15 protein-coding genes are annotated in these 16,998 nt (G+C 71.6%); 12 read left to right on the top strand and 3 right to left on the bottom strand.

Features of this window, described 5'->3' with window-relative positions; all coding sequences use genetic code 11:
* Positions 1 to 130 precede the first annotated feature (130 nt).
* Both ACIHFB_RS31320 and ACIHFB_RS31325 read right to left on the bottom strand, forming a co-directional pair.
* Positions 131 to 1,012, bottom strand: a complete 882-nt coding sequence (locus ACIHFB_RS31320) for an ABC transporter ATP-binding protein (RefSeq protein WP_400128726.1) — start codon at positions 1,010 to 1,012, stop codon at positions 131 to 133.
* Positions 1,009 to 1,437 (bottom strand): GntR family transcriptional regulator, encoded by a 429-nt coding sequence (locus ACIHFB_RS31325; RefSeq protein WP_400128727.1) that lies wholly within the window; start codon positions 1,435 to 1,437, stop codon positions 1,009 to 1,011. The genes ACIHFB_RS31320 and ACIHFB_RS31325 overlap by 4 nt, the downstream gene beginning before the upstream one ends.
* Positions 1,438 to 1,560: 123 nt before the next feature.
* Here ACIHFB_RS31325 and ACIHFB_RS31330 point away from each other — a divergent pair, with 123 nt between their 5' ends.
* The 5 genes from ACIHFB_RS31330 to ACIHFB_RS31350 are packed head-to-tail and all read left to right on the top strand — an operon-like array spanning position 1,561 to position 5,966.
* Positions 1,561 to 2,103, top strand: coding sequence for an RNA polymerase sigma factor (locus tag ACIHFB_RS31330; RefSeq protein WP_365275179.1), 543 nt, complete (start codon positions 1,561 to 1,563; stop codon positions 2,101 to 2,103).
* 23 nt (positions 2,104 to 2,126) lie between these two features.
* A complete protein-coding gene (locus ACIHFB_RS31335) occupies positions 2,127 to 2,954 on the top strand; it encodes a zf-HC2 domain-containing protein (RefSeq protein WP_400128963.1) in 828 nt (275 codons plus the stop codon).
* Complete coding sequence (locus ACIHFB_RS31340) at positions 2,951 to 3,811, top strand: ABC transporter ATP-binding protein (protein ID WP_365275182.1); 861 nt, start codon at positions 2,951 to 2,953, stop codon at positions 3,809 to 3,811. Before ACIHFB_RS31335 ends, ACIHFB_RS31340 begins: the two co-directional genes overlap by 4 nt.
* The gene (locus ACIHFB_RS31345) at positions 3,808 to 5,316 is read left to right on the top strand and encodes an ABC transporter permease (RefSeq protein WP_400128728.1); all 1,509 of its coding nucleotides are present in this window, start codon (positions 3,808 to 3,810) and stop codon (positions 5,314 to 5,316) included. The genes ACIHFB_RS31340 and ACIHFB_RS31345 overlap by 4 nt, the downstream gene beginning before the upstream one ends.
* Positions 5,304 to 5,966, top strand: a complete 663-nt coding sequence (locus ACIHFB_RS31350) for an ABC transporter (RefSeq protein WP_365275188.1) — start codon at positions 5,304 to 5,306, stop codon at positions 5,964 to 5,966. The genes ACIHFB_RS31345 and ACIHFB_RS31350 overlap by 13 nt, the downstream gene beginning before the upstream one ends.
* A gap of 191 nt (positions 5,967 to 6,157) precedes the next feature.
* Here the strand turns inward: ACIHFB_RS31350 and mshD are convergent, their stop codons facing one another.
* Complete coding sequence (mshD, locus tag ACIHFB_RS31355) at positions 6,158 to 7,084, bottom strand: mycothiol synthase (RefSeq protein ID WP_400128729.1); 927 nt, start codon at positions 7,082 to 7,084, stop codon at positions 6,158 to 6,160.
* Between the two features lie 191 nt (positions 7,085 to 7,275).
* Between mshD and ACIHFB_RS31360 the strand changes: the two genes are divergently transcribed.
* The 7 genes from ACIHFB_RS31360 (at position 7,276) to ACIHFB_RS31390 (ending at position 16,989) form a co-directional block, all read left to right on the top strand.
* Positions 7,276 to 9,081: a bifunctional metallophosphatase/5'-nucleotidase gene (locus tag ACIHFB_RS31360; RefSeq protein WP_400128730.1), complete on the top strand. Its 1,806-nt coding sequence runs from the start codon at positions 7,276 to 7,278 to the stop codon at positions 9,079 to 9,081.
* Between the two features lie 58 nt (positions 9,082 to 9,139).
* Positions 9,140 to 10,402: a DUF2993 domain-containing protein gene (locus ACIHFB_RS31365; RefSeq protein ID WP_365275197.1), complete on the top strand. Its 1,263-nt coding sequence runs from the start codon at positions 9,140 to 9,142 to the stop codon at positions 10,400 to 10,402.
* Between the two features lie 382 nt (positions 10,403 to 10,784).
* On the top strand, positions 10,785 to 12,566 hold the full coding sequence (locus ACIHFB_RS31370) for an ABC transporter ATP-binding protein (RefSeq protein WP_400128731.1): 1,782 nt from the start codon (positions 10,785 to 10,787) through the stop codon (positions 12,564 to 12,566).
* 153 nt (positions 12,567 to 12,719) lie between these two features.
* Positions 12,720 to 13,217: a hypothetical protein gene (locus tag ACIHFB_RS31375; protein ID WP_365275203.1), complete on the top strand. Its 498-nt coding sequence runs from the start codon at positions 12,720 to 12,722 to the stop codon at positions 13,215 to 13,217.
* 267 nt (positions 13,218 to 13,484) lie between these two features.
* On the top strand, positions 13,485 to 15,035 hold the full coding sequence (locus ACIHFB_RS31380) for a hypothetical protein (RefSeq protein WP_400128732.1): 1,551 nt from the start codon (positions 13,485 to 13,487) through the stop codon (positions 15,033 to 15,035).
* A gap of 11 nt (positions 15,036 to 15,046) precedes the next feature.
* Positions 15,047 to 15,775, top strand: a complete 729-nt coding sequence (locus ACIHFB_RS31385) for an ABC transporter ATP-binding protein (protein WP_365276741.1) — start codon at positions 15,047 to 15,049, stop codon at positions 15,773 to 15,775.
* Positions 15,772 to 16,989 carry an ABC transporter permease gene (locus ACIHFB_RS31390; RefSeq protein ID WP_400128733.1) on the top strand — a complete coding sequence of 406 codons (1,218 nt, stop codon included), beginning with the start codon at positions 15,772 to 15,774 and terminating at the stop codon, positions 16,987 to 16,989. Before ACIHFB_RS31385 ends, ACIHFB_RS31390 begins: the two co-directional genes overlap by 4 nt.
* Positions 16,990 to 16,998 lie beyond the last annotated feature (9 nt).

Consider the following 16,998-nt stretch of genomic DNA (forward strand, 5'->3'; position numbering starts at 1 on the left):
GTGTCCGTCCTCGGCACGGCGCGGAATCGGTCTCTTGGAGAGGTGCCCGTGTTGACGCGCCAACCGCTGCGGGCGGACACCCCCGCCACGTCCCCGTGCCGCCGTACGCGGCCGGCGGGCGTGGGGGCGGTCACGCGGCGGTCTCCTGAGTGTCGGCCTCGGTGTCGGCCTGCGGGTTGCGGAGGTAGGCGAGGAGCAGCTCCTCCAGGGTGGGGACGCTCTTCTGCCAGTCGGCGGTCAGCGGGCCGGCCGGGCGGAGCAGGGCGGTGAGCTGGCGGCCGGTCGTGCGGGACTCGACGACGGTGTGGTGCGGGGCGAGGGGGGTGTCCGCGGAGCCCGACACGCGCGCGTGGGACTCCAGCAGCTCGTCCAGTTCGCCCGCCAGCCGGACCCGGCCACCGCCGACCAGCAGCAGGTGGTCGCAGGAGTCCTCCAGTTCGGCGACGACGTGCGAGGACATCACGATCGTCGTGCCGTACTCCGCGGCCTGGGACATCAGGACGCCCATCAGCTCGTGCCGGGCCAGCGGGTCGAGGTCGGCCATCGGCTCGTCCAGGAGCAGCAGTTCGGGCCGCTTGGCCAGCGCGAGGGAGAGCGCGACACGGGTGCGCTGGCCGCCGGAGAGCGTACGCACCCGGGAGTTCGGGTCGAGGTCGCCTTCGGCCACGATCCGCTCGGCGGTCCGGGCGTCCCAGTGGCCGGGGTTGAGGTCGGCGCCCATGCGCAGCGTCTCGGCGACCGTGAGCTGCGGGTACAGCGGCTTGTTCTGGTCGACGAAACCGACACGCGCGCGTGCCGCCGCCGGGGATCCGCCGAGCACGCGCACCGTGCCCTCGGTCGGGGCGAGCAGTCCGGCGGCGAGGGCGAGCAGTGTGGACTTGCCGGCGCCGTTCGGGCCGACGACCGCGCAGACGCGTCCGGTGGGCAGCCGGAAGGAGCAGCCGCGCAGCGCCCAGCTGCGGCGGCCGAAGCGTTTGCCGAGGCCGGCTGTCTCTATGGCCGTGTCGGTCATGACGGGTCTCCCTGGAGATGCTGTTCGGGTTCGGCGATGTGCGGCGCGGGCACGGCGAAGTGTGTTTCGAGTACGGCGGTGAAGAGCGCGGCCACGTCCTCCCGCCCGAGACCCGCCTCTCGGGCCCGCTCCGCCCATGCGTCCAGCTCGGCGCGGAGGGGGGAGTCGGCGGGGGCGGTGCTCAGCCCGCGGCGTACGAAGGTGCCCAGGCCCCGGCGCGCCTCGACCAGGCCCTCCCGCTCCAGTTCGCGGTAGGCCTTGAGGACGGTGTTGGGGTTGATGGCGGTGGCCTCGACGACCTCGCGGGCCGTGGGGAGCTTGTCACCCGGCTCCAGCAGGCCCAGGCGGAGCGCCTGTTTGGTCTGCTGGACGATCTGGACGTAGGTGGCCACGCCGTTCTGCCGGTCGATACGGTACTCGACCACTCGGACACCACCCTTTCACTAATTGAGTAGTGAAAGGGTGGTGGAAGGTGGTCCCGAAAGTCAAGCCGCAAACTCGTGGGCGAGGGTGTGAACCGATCCGCGGCGCCCGTGCGATGAGGAGACGTGAGCGAAACGAGAAGCGACGGGGACCTGCTGCGAGCCATCGCGGCGGACGGGGACCGGCGCGCCTTCGAGGAGCTGTACCGGCGGTTCGCGCCGTGGCTCGGCGCCCGGCTGCGCGGCCGGTGCGCCGACGCCGGGATCGTCGACGACGTCGTACAGGAGACGTTCCTCGCGGTGTGGCGGGGCAAGGCCCGCTACCGGGAGGACGGCGATGTGGCCGGGTGGCTGTGGCGCATCGGGTCACGACGCCTGGTCGACGCGCTGCGGGGCGACGGCGCCCGGGGCCGGCTGCGGCAGACGCTGGCGCGGCTGCGGCACCGGGACGAGGCCTCCGCGGAGGAGCGCGTGCTCGCGGGGGTCGAGCACGGGGACCTCGCGGGCGCCCTGGTCGGGCTCTCCCCGGAGCTGCGCGCGGTGCTCCAGGCGACGGTCGTCGACGGGCTGACCACCCGCGAGGCCGCCGTCCTGCTGGGGATACCGCCCGGCACGGTCAAGACACGGGCGATGCGTGCCCGCAAGCAACTGCGGGAGGCGCTGGCATGACGCAAGCAAGGGGAGGCGCCGAGATGACCTGGCACGTACCTGAAGAAGATCTACGGTCGTACGCGCGCGGTGAGTTGGCCGCCCCCGCCCTCTGGTCCGCCGACACCCACCTCACCGCCTGTGACCGGTGCCGGTCCGTGCTCGCCGAGGTCAGCGACCCGGTCGCGCTCGACGCCGGCTGGGAGCGGCTGGACGCCGAGCTGGACGCGCCCCGGCCGGGCTGGTTCGAGGCGCTGCTGGTGCGGGTCGGGGTCGCCGACCACACCGCGCGGCTGCTCGCGGCCACGCCGGCGATGCGCGGCTCGTGGCTGGGCGCGGTCGTCGGAGTGCTCGTGCTGACCGTCGTCGTGACGAACGTGTCCCCGGTGACCCGGTCGCCCACGATGTTCCTCGCCCTCGCGCCGCTGCTGCCCCTCGCCGGGGTCGCCGTGTCGTACGGGCCCGCGCTGGATCCGACGTACGAGATGGCCGTCGTGTCCCCGGTGCACGGGTTCCGGCTGCTGATGATCCGTACGGTCGCCGTGCTCGCCGCGGGGCTCGGCCTCAACGGCCTGGCGACCCTCGCGCTTCCGGCGTACGGACTCCAGGCCCTCGCCTGGCTGCTGCCCGCACTCGCCCTGACCACGACCGGGCTTGCACTGGTCCCGCGGCTCGGGCCGGTGCTCGCGCCGTCCCTCGTCGGCGGGGCGTGGATCGCGCTGCTGCTGGTGGCGCACGCGTCGGCCGACGGCCCGCTCGCACCCTTCACCACCGCCGGACAGGGCGCGGCCGCCGCCGTCGCCGCGCTCGCCGCCGGTCTGCTCTTCCTCCTTCGTGACCGCTTCGACCTCTTCCACGGGAGCGCCGCATGATCCCCACCGTCTCCGCCTCCGGGCTCGGCCTCCGCTACGGCGGCACCCGCGCCCTGGACGATGTCTCACTGCGGCTCACGCCGGGTGTGACGGGCCTGCTCGGCCCCAACGGAGCGGGGAAGACCACCCTGTTGCGGGTGCTCGCCACCGCCGTTCCGCCCGACCAGGGCGCGTTCACGGTCCTCGGCCACGACCCGGCGACCGCCGCCGGCCGCCACCAGGTCCGGCGCAACCTCGGCTACCTCCCCCAAGCCCCCGGCTTCCACCCGGACTTCACGGCCTTCGAGTTCGTCGACTACGTGGCGATCCTCAAGGAGCTGACCGACCGCGCCGCACGGCACCGGGAGGCGCGGCGGGTGCTGGAGTGCGTCGATCTGTCCGACGTACGCGGCAAGCGGATCAAGAAGCTGTCCGGCGGTATGCGGCAGCGGGTCGCGCTGGCCGCCGCGCTGGTCGGCGACCCCGGGTTCCTGGTCCTCGACGAGCCGACCGTCGGCCTGGACCCCGAACAGCGCATGCGCTTCAGGGAGTTGATCGCACAGGCCGGCGAGGGCCGTTCGGTCCTGCTGTCCACCCACCAGACCGAGGACGTGGCGATGCTCTGCCACCGCGTCCTGGTCATGGCGTCCGGCACCATCCGCTTCGACGGCACGCCCGCCGAGCTGACCGCACGGGCGGCCGGCCGGGTGTGGAGCAGCACGGAACGCGCGCCGGGCGCGAAGGCGGGCTGGCGCACGGGGGTGGGGACGTTCCGCAACGTCGGCGATCCGCCGCCCGGGGCCGAACTCCTCGAACCCACCCTGGAAGACGGTTACCTCCTCACGCTCGACGGCGAGCCGGCGGAGGTGGCGGCATGAGCGCCGTGCTTCAGGCGGCCCCGCCCGCCGTGACCACCGAGCCGCGCCGCACCTGGGCGGCCGTCTTCGCCCTGGCCCGCTTCGAGGCGGGGAAACTGCTGCTGCGCGTCCCCGTCCTGCTGGCCTTCGCCGGATACATCGCCTGGATCGTCTACCGCGACGGCGGGGACGCCCCGGTCCTCCAGAACACCGACCGCGCCACCCAGACCGCGCCACTGCTGGTCGCCCTGGCGGTGCTGCTGTCGGCGAACCTGGCGGTGCTGAGATCCCGACGGCGGGACACCGAACGCCACTTCGCGGTGCTGGTGCTCCAGCCCTGGCAGCGCACGGCGGCCCACGCACTGTCCGTGGTCCCGGCCGCCGCCCTCACCGCGCTCTGCGTCGGGGCCCAGTTCACCTGGGAGGCGCTCAAGCCGGATGCCGTCGGGCACGGTTCTCCCGCGGAGCTGCTCGTCGGGCCGCTGACGGTGCTGCTGTTCGGGGTGATCGGGGTGCTGATGGCCAGACTGGTCGCCTCGGTCGTGGCGGCCCCGCTGATGGGGGTCTTCGTCCTCTTCTTCTTCGTCCTGGTCGCGGTCCCCGGGGACGACGCGGGGACGAGGTGGCTGACGCCGGTGGTCGGCGAGGCCAGCAACACCGCGCTTCCGTCCGACCTGATCGGCCGCCCGGCGGCCTGGCACGCGCTGTATCTCGCGGGGCTCGTCCTGTGCGCCGTGCTGCTGGCGATGCTGGTGAGCGGCGGTCGCACACGAACGGTCGCGGGTGCCCTGGCCGCGTCGGTGGCCCTCACCCTGACGGGCGCCATCGGGCAGACCGAAGGCGTCTCACCGGAACTGACGGCGGCCCGGGAGCGGGTCTCGGTCACGCCCGAGAAGGACCAGACCTGCGTACGGCACGACGGCTCGGACTACTGCGCCTTCCCCGAGTGGGTGCCGCAGTCGGCCACCTGGGCGGACGTCGTGGACCACGTCCGGTCACTGGCGGGCGGCAGCGCGCAGCAACAGCAACTTCTCGTACGCCAGCGGGTCGACGCCCGCTACGGCCTGTCCGGTGACGCGGCACTCGCCCCGTCCGCGACCCCGCACCAGGTGACGGTGGGCACGGCATGGGGCGGCAACCGCGTCCCGGAGTTCTCGGCTGCGGTCGCCTCCGTGCTGGTGACCGGCAGCGAGAAGGCGGCGGGCGGTATGTGCGACGGCCGCATGGTGACCGTGATGTGGCTGGCGCTGGGCTGGGCGGACGACCCGATGCAGTCCCTGCGCGACGTCCGCCTCGACGACAGCGTGACCGGCTCCGCGATCGTCCTGTCGCCCACCGATCCGCTGTCCATGACCTCGGGTCAGACCGAAGTCGTACGGAAGCTGCTCGAACAGCCGCGTGACACCGTCACGGCGAAGGTGAAGGCCGACTGGGCCGAGCTGACGTCACCGAAGGTCAGGACCAGCCGGGTGGCCGAGCTGCTGGGCGTCGAGGTGCCGAAGGACGCGGACGCATGCGAGGAGTGAGGGAGCTGGCCCTGCCCCTCTGGCGTACGTTGCCATGGCGGGCGCTGGGCGCGGCCGGAGCGGCGGGGCTGCTGCTGGCCGGGCTGCCGAGGCTGATGGGCTCGAACGAATGGTGGACCCTGTTCCTCCTCCGGGGTGCCGTGCTGGCCTTCGCGCTCGGGCTGGCGTTCGTCCTGGACGACCCCGCCCGGCACATCACGGCACCCGTACCGACCCGCCGCTGGGTCCGTCACGCCCTGCGGGCGGTGCTCGTCGCGCCGCCGGCGGCGGTGTGGTGGACGGCCGCGGTGCTGCTGGTCCCCGGTGACGTACGGCCGCCGGTGGCCGACGTCACGCTGGAGGCCGGGGCGATGTTCGCCCTCGCCCTGGCGGTCGCGGCGATCGCGGTGCACCGCTCGGAAGATGCCACACCGGGCACGCTGGTGGCAGCGGTGCTGCTTGCCGCGGCCGCCTTGACGCCCCTGCTCCTGCCGGACGACTGGGCCCTGTTCGTGCCGACGGCCGACGAGCGGTGGGGGGCCGCGCACGACCGCTGGGGGATGGTGCTGGCCGGTGCGGCGGTGGTGTGGGCGGTGTGTGGGCCGGAGCCGCTGCGGAGCTTGAAGCTGAGGCCGAGGGCCACGCTCGGGCTGACCGGGTCGGGGCGGTGAGGGTGCCTCTCGGGCCGGCCGCGTGGGTTCGGCGGTCACTTCCTGGCCGACCGAGAGGTCAGGCGAGGGCCACTTCTTGGCCGACCGAGTCGGGTGGTGGGGTGGGCACAGGCCCGGGGGTCTGGGGGCGGAGCCCCCAGGGGCGCCCGCACTGACGCCGGTCACGCCACCGCCACCAGCACAGCGCAGCGTCACGTCTCCGTGCGGTACATCAGGTCCGTCTCGTGCGTGACGAATCCCAGCCGTTCGTAGACCGACACGGCCGCCTTGTTGTCGGCGTCGACGTACAGCATCGCGGTGGGCAGGGCCTGCGCCGCGAGGTGCCGTAGCCCGATCGTCGTCAGGGCCTTGCCCAGGCCCCCGCCCTGGGCACCGGGGCGGACGCCGAGGACGTACACCTCGCCGAGGCCCTCCGTGGCGTGGACCTTCGTCCAGTGGAAGCCGATCAGCTCGCCCTCGCGCTCCGCCAGGAAGAACCCGGCGGGATCGAACCAGGGCTCGGCCATACGGTCGTCGAGGTCCCGCTGCGTGAGGGAGCCCTGCTCGGGGTGGTGGGCGAAGGCTGCGGCGTTCACCGCGAGCCAGGCGGAGTCGTCCTGGCCGGGCACGAAGGCACGGACGCCCACGCCGGGCGGCAGCACCGGGTCGGGCAGGTCGAGCCCGGTCAACGGCCGCCGCATCTGGCGCAGTTCCCGGAAGAGCGTGAGCCCCAGCACCTGCGCCAGATGCCGCGCCGCCGAATGCCCGCCGTGCGCCCACACCCGCAGCCGCTTCCCGGAGGCGGCCAGCAGCGCCGACCCCAGCGCCCGCCCGTGGCCGTGCCCCCGGTGTGCCGGATGGACGACCAGCTCCGCGGCCGGCGCCTCCACCGGATCGGTGTCCTCCAGCTGGGCGTAACCGGCGAGTTCGTCGCCGACCGTCAGCAGCAGATGGGCGATGCCCTCCCGGGCGGCTCCGCGCAGATACAGCCGCCCCTGCTCGGACACGGCCTGCTGACCGTCGTTGAGCGTGGCCTCCGTGAGCAGCGCGAGCACGGACTCGGTCTGTGCCGGGGAGAGCGCGGAGTAGGTCTCGATGGCGCGGGAGCGGGCCGGGTACGCCGTGTCGTCGCTGGTCATGAGTACGAGGGTACGGGGAGCCTCGGACAAAGTGGCGGCGGCCGACGGCAATGAAGCAACCAGGATGTAACCACGAACCCCCTGTCGCGCTACGCGCGTTGACTCTAGGCTGCCGCCGGGCGAGATCACCTCGGAAAACCCACCGGCACCACAGCCGACAGACATCAGCAGACCCACAGCAGGGGGGGCGCATGCCAGCCATATCCCAGCCGCATCACCGCAGACGCCGTACGTACGCAGTCCTCGCAGCAGCTGCGGGGCTGGCCACCGCCGGCGCGCTGCTCGCGGCGCTGCCGGCCGGGGCGGCGCAGGACAGCAAGGGGGCGGGCCACGGTCTGCCCGGCCGTTACCAGGACGTCCAGCTGCTGTCCTTCAACGACCTGCACGGCAACCTGGAGCCGCCGGCCGGTTCCTCCGGCCGCGTCACCGAGGTGCACGAGGACGGCACGACCCAGAACATCGACGCGGGCGGCGTCGAGTACCTCGCGACCCATCTGCGCGACGCGCGTGCGGGCAACAAGTACTCGATCACCGCGGCCGGCGGCGACATGGTCGGCGCCTCCCCGCTGATCTCGGGCCTGTTCCACGACGAGCCCACCATCGAGGCGCTGAACAAGCTCGACCTCGATGTGACGAGCGTCGGCAACCACGAGTTCGACGAGGGCGCCAGGGAACTGGCCCGTCTCCAGAACGGCGGCTGCCACCCCACCGACGGCTGCTACACGGACAAGAAGTTCAAGGGCGCCGACTTCCCGTACCTCGCGGCGAACGTCCTGGACGAGAAGACCGGCAAGCCGATCCTCAAGCCGTACTGGGTGTGGAAGAAGAACGGCGTCAAGGTCGGCTTCGTCGGCGTCACGCTGGAGGACACTCCGGGCGTCGTCTCCGCCGAGGGCGTGAAGGGCCTCAAGTTCAAGGACGAGGTCGAGACGATCAACAAGTACGCCAAGGTGCTCCAGAAGCAGGGCGTGAAGTCGATCGTCGCGCTGATCCACGAGGGCGGGGCCCCGGCCTCGACGGCGTACAACTACGACTGCGACAGCCCCGGCGCCGGTGACGGCATCTCCGGCCCGATCGTGGACATCGCCAAGAACATCACGCCGTCGGTGGACGCGCTGGTCACCGGTCACACCCACGCGGCGTACGCGTGCACGATCAACGACCCGTCGGGCAAGCCGCGCATGGTCACCTCGGCCGCGTCCTTCGGCCGGCTCTACACGGACACGACGCTGACGTACGACCGGTGGACGGGTGACATCGCCCGTACGGCCGTAAAGTCCGCGAACCACGTGGTCACCCGGGACGTCCCCAAGGCGACCGACATGACCGAGCTGATCAGCAAGTGGAACACCCTCGCGGCGCCCATCGGCAACCGCGCGATCGGCCATATCTCCGCCGACATCGGCAACAGCGGCACCGAGTCCCCGCTCGGCGACCTCATCGCCGACGCGCAGCTCGCCTACGGCAAGGAGCTGGACCCGGAGACCGACCTCGCGCTGATGAACCCGGGCGGCATCCGGGCCGGGCTGACCTACGCGGCCAAGGGCAGCGAGGGCGACGGTGTGGTGACGTACGCCGAGGGCTTCACGGTGCAGCCGTTCGCCAACACGGTGAACCTCCAGGACTTCACCGGCACCCAGCTGATCCAGGTGCTCAAGGAGCAGGTGAGCGGGACCAACGCGGCCTCCCCGAAGGTCCTCCAGATCTCGTCGGGTCTGACCTACACCCTGGACATGACCAAGACCGGCGCCGACCGGGTCGTCACCGACTCGATTCTGCTGGGGGGCACGGCCATCGACCCGGCGGCCACCTACCGCGTCGCGACGAACAGCTTCCTCGCGGGCGGCGGCGACGGCTTCCCGACGCTGGGCCAGGGCACGAACGACCTGGTCGGCGCGGACGACCTGACCGCTCTCGATCAGTACCTCACGGCCAATTCCTCGGCCGCGAACCCGATCGCCCCGCCGAAGGCGGACCGGATCACGATCGTGAGCTAGATCGCATACCCGGGATACAGGTTGCGGGTGGGGCGGGTGCGCGTGTTCGGATGGATCGATGCGTACCCCCCACCACATAGCGACGCATTATCGTTCAAACCCGTACGAAAGGCTTGGTGCTCCCAACCCGTACGACGAGCTCGGCGCTCTCGACGACGGCCCTTTGGAGGAGTTCCTCCAAAGGGACCCCGTCGGCGGGGAGAGCGACGAGAGCGAGGAGTTCGCGGACGACGAGGAGTGGGCCCCGCCCAACCACCGCCGTAACGGCCGTCGCCGCCGGCGGGGCCGCCTCGCGGGTCTGTCGCTCGGGATGAAGGCGGTGGTGGGGCTCGTCGTCCTCGCCGCCTGTCTGGCCCTCGCCGACCGCTGGGCGCTGCTGTACGCCGAGAGCAGGGCGGCGGACGGCCTCAAGGACCGGCTCGATCTGGCGGCGGCGCCCGAAGTGGAGATCGGCGGCTTCCCCTTCGTCACCCAACTCGCCGACGAGCGGCTGGACTCGGTGAAGGTGACCGTGCCCGACGTGGCCGCCGACCGGGTCTCGCTGGCGCAGGTCTCGGCGACCGCGAAGGACGTACGACTGGACGCCGACGGCCCGACGTCCGTGCGCGGCGCCGAGGTCCCCGAACTGGACGGCGACGTGCTGCTGTCGTTCGCCGACCTGAACCGCGAACTGGGCGCGTCCCAGGTGACGTTCACCGGCGAGGGGCACGACCGGATCCGGGCGCGCGGCACCCTGCCGGTCGCCGGACACGACCTGCGGCTGCGCGCCGAGGCCCGCATCCTGCGCGACGGCGACCGCGGTATCACCACGCACATCGGCGGAATGCGCCTGGACATCGGGGATCTGGCGACGTACCGCCCGGGGGCCCGCACATCGGAGGGCCTGCATCTGACCTCCGACGCGGCAGCCCGCATCGCCCGCGAGACGCGCAAGGCGAAGGCGCTGCTGTCGGTGCCGTCCCTCGTGCGCCGTCTCGGCGTCCCGGACTCCGCCGTACGCGAGGCCCTGCGCGACGACACCAAGCTCGCCGACCTGACCGGCTCCGCGCGCTTCGCCCGGCAGGCGATGAACCTCAACCTCATCGATCTGGCCCTGGCCCACCCCCAGTTGCTGAAGACCCTGGGCTTCGACCCCACGCTCCTGGACGCTCTGCCCCGGCTGACCCGCCCGGTCCTCGCCGACCGGCTGTCGCTGGGGTTCCGGCTGCCCGAGCCGCCGAGCGGAAAGGTGCGGCTCCGGGATGTCCGGGTGGAGGAGGACGGGATCAGGGTGCGGCTGGAGGGGGCCGGGCTGTCAATTGGCCAGGTAAATTCCAGGTGAGGCCCGTAATAAAGTCTAGGTGAATAGCGGTCCGGTTCCCGGGGTTGCCTGAAAATCAGTCTCAGGCCCAATTAATCGAGGTCTAAGCGGAATTGGCGATTTTCGCCTCCGGACTCCCGTAGTGTTTTCCATGTCGAAAGCGAACAGCGCAGACGGCAAAGGGAATCCACCCAAAGGGAAGAAGGAGAAAGCCATGAGCTTCCACAAGGTCGCCCCGGTGAAGAAGAACCACAAGCCCGCGCCGGCTCCGAAGAAGAAGGCTCCGAAGAAGCCCGCGAAGCGCCGCCCGGTCGGCAACAAGTAAGCACCGTCACGAGGCGGGGTCCGGAATTCCCGGACCCCGCCTCGGGCATGTCCGGCCGTATATTCCGGGAGGTTGACCATGCGTGACGTCCGATCGGCGTTCGCGCGTTTCTGGCCGCTGACGCGCGGCGATCGCAGATGGCTCGTGGTGGTGGTCGTCTGCGTGATCGTCGCCGCGCTCGCCGAGACCGCGTCGATCCTGCTCTTCGCGGAACTCACCGACCACGCCCTGAAGGCGGGTTCGCTCTCCGCTTTCTGGAGCCCGGCCGGCTGGTGGCTGACCGCCTCCGTGCTCGGCGCGATCGTCGGCTACCTCGGCAACTCCCTCGCCGTGTGGACCGCCGAGAGATTCGTACTGCGCCTGCGGGCGAACGCCTTCCGGCACGTCCAGGACATGCCCCCGCACTTCTTCCAGCGGCACCGCCAGGGCGACCTGGTCGAACGGCTCACCGGTGACGTCGAGGCGATCGAGCAGATGGTGGTGTCGGGCGTCGTCGGCACCGTCTCCGCCGCGTTCTCCGCCGTCTTCTACGCGGCCGCCGCGCTCTGGCTGCGCTGGGACCTGGCCCTGGTCACCTTCGTCCTCGCCCCGCTCTTCCTCCTCGCCGCCCGCCGCTTCGCCGGCCGTATCAAGGAGTCCTCGCAGGAGGAACGCGCCGCCGACGGAGCGATCACCTCGGTCGTGGAGGAGTCGCTCGGCAACGTGGTGCTCACACAGGCGTACAACCGCCGGGCGGCGGAGGAGAAGCGGCTCGATCGTGAGGCGCGCGCGTGGATGCGGGCGTCCGTGCGCGGGGCGCGGGCGAGCGAGATGTACGAGCAGTTCGTCGAGGTCGTCGAGACGCTGTGCGTGCTCGCGGTGATCGGCCTCGGCGTCTGGGAGATCGCGCAGCGCCGGATGTCACTGGGCCAACTGCTGGCGTTCGCCGCCTTCCTCGGCTACCTCTACCCACCGATCCGCAACCTGGGCCAGCTCGGCCTCACCCTCACCGCCGCCACGGCGGGCGCCGAACGCCTGGGCGAGATCCTCGACTCCGAACCGGCGGTCACGGACCCCGCCGAACCGGTCCGGGAGTGGCCGGTTCGCGGCTGGGTGAGCGTCCACGGCGCGTCCTTCCGCTACCCCGGCGCGGAGAAGGACAGCCTCCACGACGTCACCCTCACCGCCGCCCCCGGCGAACTGATCCTCGTCACCGGCCCGAGCGGCGCCGGAAAGTCCACGCTCTCCAAGCTCCTGGTCCGCTTCTACGACCCGTCGGCGGGGGTGATCTGCCTGGACGGCGTGCCCCTGGCCGACGTACCCCTTCGGTTCCTGCGCGAGAACGTCGCCCTGCTCCCGCAGGAGACCCTGATCCTGCACGGCACGATCGAGGAGAACATCGCCTGCGGCCGGCCGGGCGCCACACGCGAGGAGATCGAGGAGGCCGCACGGTCGGCGGCCGCGCACGACTTCGTCGTGAAGCTGCCCCACGGCTACGACACCGTCATCGCCCCCGGCACCGCCACCCTCTCCGGCGGCCAGCTCCAGCGGATCGCCATCGCCCGCGCGATGCTGCGCGCCGCGCCCGTCCTGGTCCTGGACGAACCGACGGCCGGACTCGACTCGGTGGCGGCCCGCCGTATCGTCCGGCCGCTGCGCCGGCTGATGAGCGGCCGTACGACGATCATGATCACGCACGATCTGAGCCTGGCGGCGGACGCGGACCGCATCCTCGTCGTCGACGACGGGCGGTTGGTGGAGGTCGGTACGCATAGGGAGCTGATGGCGCGGAACGGGGTGTACGCGCGGCTGGCTTCTCCGGGGGGTGTGCCTCCGATGGAAGTTTCCGGGCTCGGGTTCCATTCTCCCGCTGTGATGTAGTGCATCTCGGCCACAGGTTGGCTGAATTGTGCTGCACGTTCGGTCTCGGGTATCAATTGGGGGCACCGAACCTGATCTTGAGATTCAGGTCCGGAGCGGCTGCGGTTTCCTGACCAGGAACCGCTTTCCGGTAACTCACGGGGAGACAACCGAATGAGCAAGTCCATACGCATGCGCCTGATGTCCGGGGCTGCCACCGCGGTCGCGGCCGGCGCCCTGGTGCTGACGGCCGCACCGGCCCACGCCACCTCCGCCTCCACCTCGGTGGGCATCCCGGGCGGCAACAAGGTCACGATCAACGCCTGGCACTGCGGCTTCTACGTCACCGCCTGTGACTGGAAGGCGTCGACCAAGATGTCCGGGACCAACCCGCGCAAGGCCAAGTGGATCCAGAACCGCACGGAGTTGGCGGCTCACGGCATCAGCGTGTCCATCACCATCTCCAAGAACCCCGAGGCCACGCTCACGATGAAGAGCCGGTCCCTGGGTGAGGTGCGCTGGAAGAACACCAACGCCAACATCTCCGACACCTACGGCCAGATGAAGCCGGGCGGCACGACGACGTACGTCTCGACGAAGAGCTGCGGCTCGGCCCAGGTGACCAGCTCGATCAAGATCAGCGAGAAGTGCGCCTACGCGGGCGCTGCCTGATCTTCCAGTAGGTGAGGGTGTCACACCGTCAGGGCCCGGCGGTGTGGCACTTTTCGCTGCGGCCGGTACGGCCGCTCGATCGACATGCGGGACGACGCACGGGGGCGTTCGGTGAAATTCGGTTCGGTGGCGCGCGGCGGAAAGCGGGCGTCGCGGTTGGCCGGGGCGGTCATATGCGCCGCTCTCGTCACTTCATGTACCACCACCTCTGGTACTTCAGATGATTCCGGGCGGCGTGAATCCGCCGCTGCCCGGCAATTCGACCTTTTGGTCAGCAAACAGAACGGCTACTACTACCACCCGTTCCTGCGGAACCAGCCGGCCGGCCCCCAGGCGCAGTCCTATGCGCTGCGGACACTGTCCGAACTGGGCCGCGATCCTAAGACGAGCGTGGCGTCGGCGCAGGTCGACTCGCTGCGCCGGCAAGCGCTGGCGACCTCCCCGCTCTGGGGCCGTGACTGGCTGATCCCGCTGCGGCGGGCCGGTGCCGCCGGCGCGCTGGACGCGAGCGACGCGGCGGCCGTGCACCGGCTTCGGGCCGAGGGCGGCTGGTACGTCGACTCCGCCCTCGGCGACGACAGCGACGCGGCCCACCTCGGTGCCACCTGGGCGGCCCTCGAAGTGCTCGACGCGCTCGGGCGCCTGGACGACCTCCCGGCGGCCGACCGGTCCGCCACCGCATCCTGGCTGCGCTCGCTGACGAACCCCGCCAAGAAGCCGCGGGGACTCGACGAGAGCAGCGCCCTGGCCCGCTCGCTGTACCTGCTGAAGGAGCCCGTCCCCGAAGCCCTCACCCGGATCGCCGCGCCGCGCACGGACGACTTCGCCGACCTCACGCCGGACGCCCGGGCGACCCGGCTCGACGACACCTACGGCTACACGCTGATCCGACAGGCCGCGGGGAAGCGGCCCGTGGTGGACCGCCGGGTCTGGGAGCCGGTGCTCAGGGACGGTGCCACGACGCTCCCGTACGAGCAGCTCTACCAACTGGTTCATGTGCTCAAGGCGGCCGGTTCGGCCGGGACCGTCTTCGCGCCGGTGCTGAAGCGGCTCGACGGCGAACGGCTCGACGACGGGACCGTACGCGACCCCGACGCCTACATCGGCAACCCGGACGCCTCCCTCTACGTGCAGCGCCTGCGGGCACTGGCCGGCTGGTCGAGGAGGGACTCCCGGCTGACGGCCGCCCTCGACCGCGAGGAGCAGTCCGACGACGCCGGCCAGGAAGGCGCCGAGCGGCTGACCCGGGCCGCCCTGCGCAAGGTCACCACGGGCGACGGCGCGGACGAGCAGGCACGGCACCTCTGTGCCGATCCGCGGACGCTGCCCGCCACGGTGACCGAACAGAACGCCACCCAGTGGCAGCGCACCACCCTCAACTGCACCGACGCCGGGGCTCCGACGGCCCTGCCGAGGATCGGCACCTGGAGCACGGACACCCCGGAGCGGGTGGTCGCGGCGGCCACGGTCGCCGTCGGGCTCGCCGACAGCGGACGGGGCGACAGCATCCCGTCCTGGATCACCGCCGACGCCCTGGAACTCTGGGCGCGCAATCCGGGCCGGTTCACCTCCGTCTACCACTACGCCCTGGTCGTACGGGCCTACTCCCTGGCGGGTGGCGCACTGGACGCACCGCTGCGCGCTGCCCTGGGGCGCGGCGTCACGCCGTACCGGGGCTGTCCCGGGCTGCCCGACCTGTACCAGGTCGGCGGCGGGGACTCCGCCTGCGATCTCAAGACGACCTGGGCCGTGTGGACCCTGGACCGACGGCTGCACGGCGCCATGGACCGGCTGCCGGCCACGAAGGACGGAAAGTGAGCGAGAGTTCGGTGAACGCACTGCTGCGGGCCGAGGGTGTGGGCAAGTCCTACACCCTGCGGGGAAGGCGGGTCGACGTCCTGCACGGAGTCGACCTCGCCGTGAGAGGCGGCGAGGTCACGGCCCTGGTCGGCCACTCGGGCTCCGGGAAGACGACGCTTCTGCACATCCTCGGGCTGCTGACCCCGCCGGACAGCGGCCGGGTGTTCGTGCAGGACACGGACGTCTCGGGGCTCGGCGACAGCGCGCTGGCGGATCTGCGCCGCAGCCGGCTCGGGTTCGTGTTCCAGGCGTACAACCTGCTGCCGCAGCACTCGGCACTGCGCAATGTCGTCCTGCCGTACGTCGGCCGCCGCGCCGAGGGTGAGGCACGCGCGCGTACGTTGCTGGAGCGGGTCGGGCTCGCGGAGCGCGCCGACCATCTGCCCGGCGAACTCTCCGGAGGCGAGCAGCAACGGGTGGCGCTGGCGCGGGCGTTGATCAACGATCCGCCGGCCGTGCTGGCCGACGAGCCCACCGGAAACCTCGACGCGAAGAGCGAGGACGTGCTGCTCGGACTGTTCCGCGAACTGGCCGACGAGGGCCGGGCGGTGCTCCTGGTCACCCACAACCCGGCGGTGTCGGACTTCGCGGATGTGGTGCACCGCCTGGAGAGCGGTGCGTTCACGCAGCCAGCGGCCGAGAAGCCGGTGCCGCGCGAGCGGGCCAGGGCCAACACACGGACGGAGAGCCCCGAATGAACGTCCTCAGCCTGGCGCTGGCCAACGTCCGTGCCCTGCGCCGCCGTCTGATCGGCCTCGTGGCCCTGGTCTCGGTCGCCGCCGCCGTCTGCCTGGGCGCGCTGGGCATCGCCGACAGCGCCCAGGGCGTCACCGACTCGGGTGTCAAGGAGAGCAGCGCCAACCGCAGCGTCACCGTCGATCGCCCCGACTCCCGCCCCGACACCCCGCAGTTGACGGATCGTACGGCCGCGCGGCTCGCGAAGCTGCCGCACGTCGAGTCGGTGCAGCACCGCGCACAGGTGTCGTTCGGGGTGCTGACCGAGGCGGGCGACACGGTCCTGCTGTACGCGACGACCTACCGTCCGGCCCTCATCCCACCGGTCACCAAGTCCGTCCGCAAGGACCTCTTCCCGCTGAAGCCGGGCGAGATCGTGGCCCCGGCCGCCTCCCAGGGCGTCGACCTGAGCGAGCTCCTGGGCCAGGAGATCGACATCGAGACCACCCGCTTCGTACGGCAGGGCGAGGGGACCGGCGTCAGCGGCCACGCCCGCCTCGTCGGCGTGTACGACCCGACCTGGCAGCTGGACAACCCGGATGCCGCGTACGCCGCCGACTCCACCGTGGTCGAGTGGGCGGCCCAGCGGTCCGGTGAGCCGGTGAAGAGCTACCTCGCCACCATCGGCTACGACCAGCTGACCGTGGTCGCCAGGACGGCCGCGGACGTGCCGGCCGTGACGAAGTCCGTGCAGCGCCTGGGTTATCCGGCGGTCACCCTTCAGCAGCAGCTCAACGCCCTGCCCGGTGTCCTGGAGATGATCAAGACGGTCGGCCGGGTGCTGCTCGGCGTGCTCGGTGTACTGGCCTTCGTCGGCGCGGTCACCGTGACCGGCGCGCTGTCGCGGCAGCGGGCGCAGGAGATCGGCATCCTCAAGGCGGTCGGATTCCGTACGAGGTCGGTGCTGACGATGCTGGTCACCGAGATGGCGCTGGTCGGAGCCGTGGCCGCACTGCTCGGCGCGGTGTTCGGCGCCGCGCTCGGTTCAGGTGCCGCGGCCCTGCTGCGCGGCAGCGCGGACCTGGCGCCGTACGTCAAGGGCTGGGTGCTGCTGCCGTCGCCGGGCACCCTGCTGCTGCTTCTCGGCCTGACGGTGTTGGTGGTGGCGATCGGTTCGCTGGCCCCGGCGCGCAGGGCCGCGAGGATGTCCCCCACAGATGCAATGAAGGACTGGTGAGCCACCCCC

The sequence above is a fragment of the Streptomyces sp. NPDC051963 genome (assembly GCF_044593495.1).
In the GTDB taxonomy this organism is placed as follows: domain Bacteria; phylum Actinomycetota; class Actinomycetes; order Streptomycetales; family Streptomycetaceae; genus Streptomyces.

Coding starts and splice junctions, on each gene's coding strand:
- ACIHFB_RS31320 (WP_400128726.1), bottom strand. CDS start 1,012: ATGACCGACACGGCCATAGAGACAGCCGGCCTCGGCAAACGCTTCGGC.
- ACIHFB_RS31335 (WP_400128963.1), top strand. CDS start 2,127: ATGACCTGGCACGTACCTGAAGAAGATCTACGGTCGTACGCGCGCGGT.
- ACIHFB_RS31340 (WP_365275182.1), top strand. CDS start 2,951: ATGATCCCCACCGTCTCCGCCTCCGGGCTCGGCCTCCGCTACGGCGGC.
- ACIHFB_RS31345 (WP_400128728.1), top strand. CDS start 3,808: ATGAGCGCCGTGCTTCAGGCGGCCCCGCCCGCCGTGACCACCGAGCCG.
- ACIHFB_RS31350 (WP_365275188.1), top strand. CDS start 5,304: ATGCGAGGAGTGAGGGAGCTGGCCCTGCCCCTCTGGCGTACGTTGCCA.
- mshD (WP_400128729.1), bottom strand. CDS start 7,084: ATGACCAGCGACGACACGGCGTACCCGGCCCGCTCCCGCGCCATCGAG.
- ACIHFB_RS31360 (WP_400128730.1), top strand. CDS start 7,276: ATGCCAGCCATATCCCAGCCGCATCACCGCAGACGCCGTACGTACGCA.
- ACIHFB_RS31365 (WP_365275197.1), top strand. CDS start 9,140: ATGCGTACCCCCCACCACATAGCGACGCATTATCGTTCAAACCCGTAC.
- ACIHFB_RS31370 (WP_400128731.1), top strand. CDS start 10,785: ATGCGTGACGTCCGATCGGCGTTCGCGCGTTTCTGGCCGCTGACGCGC.
- ACIHFB_RS31375 (WP_365275203.1), top strand. CDS start 12,720: ATGAGCAAGTCCATACGCATGCGCCTGATGTCCGGGGCTGCCACCGCG.
- ACIHFB_RS31390 (WP_400128733.1), top strand. CDS start 15,772: ATGAACGTCCTCAGCCTGGCGCTGGCCAACGTCCGTGCCCTGCGCCGC.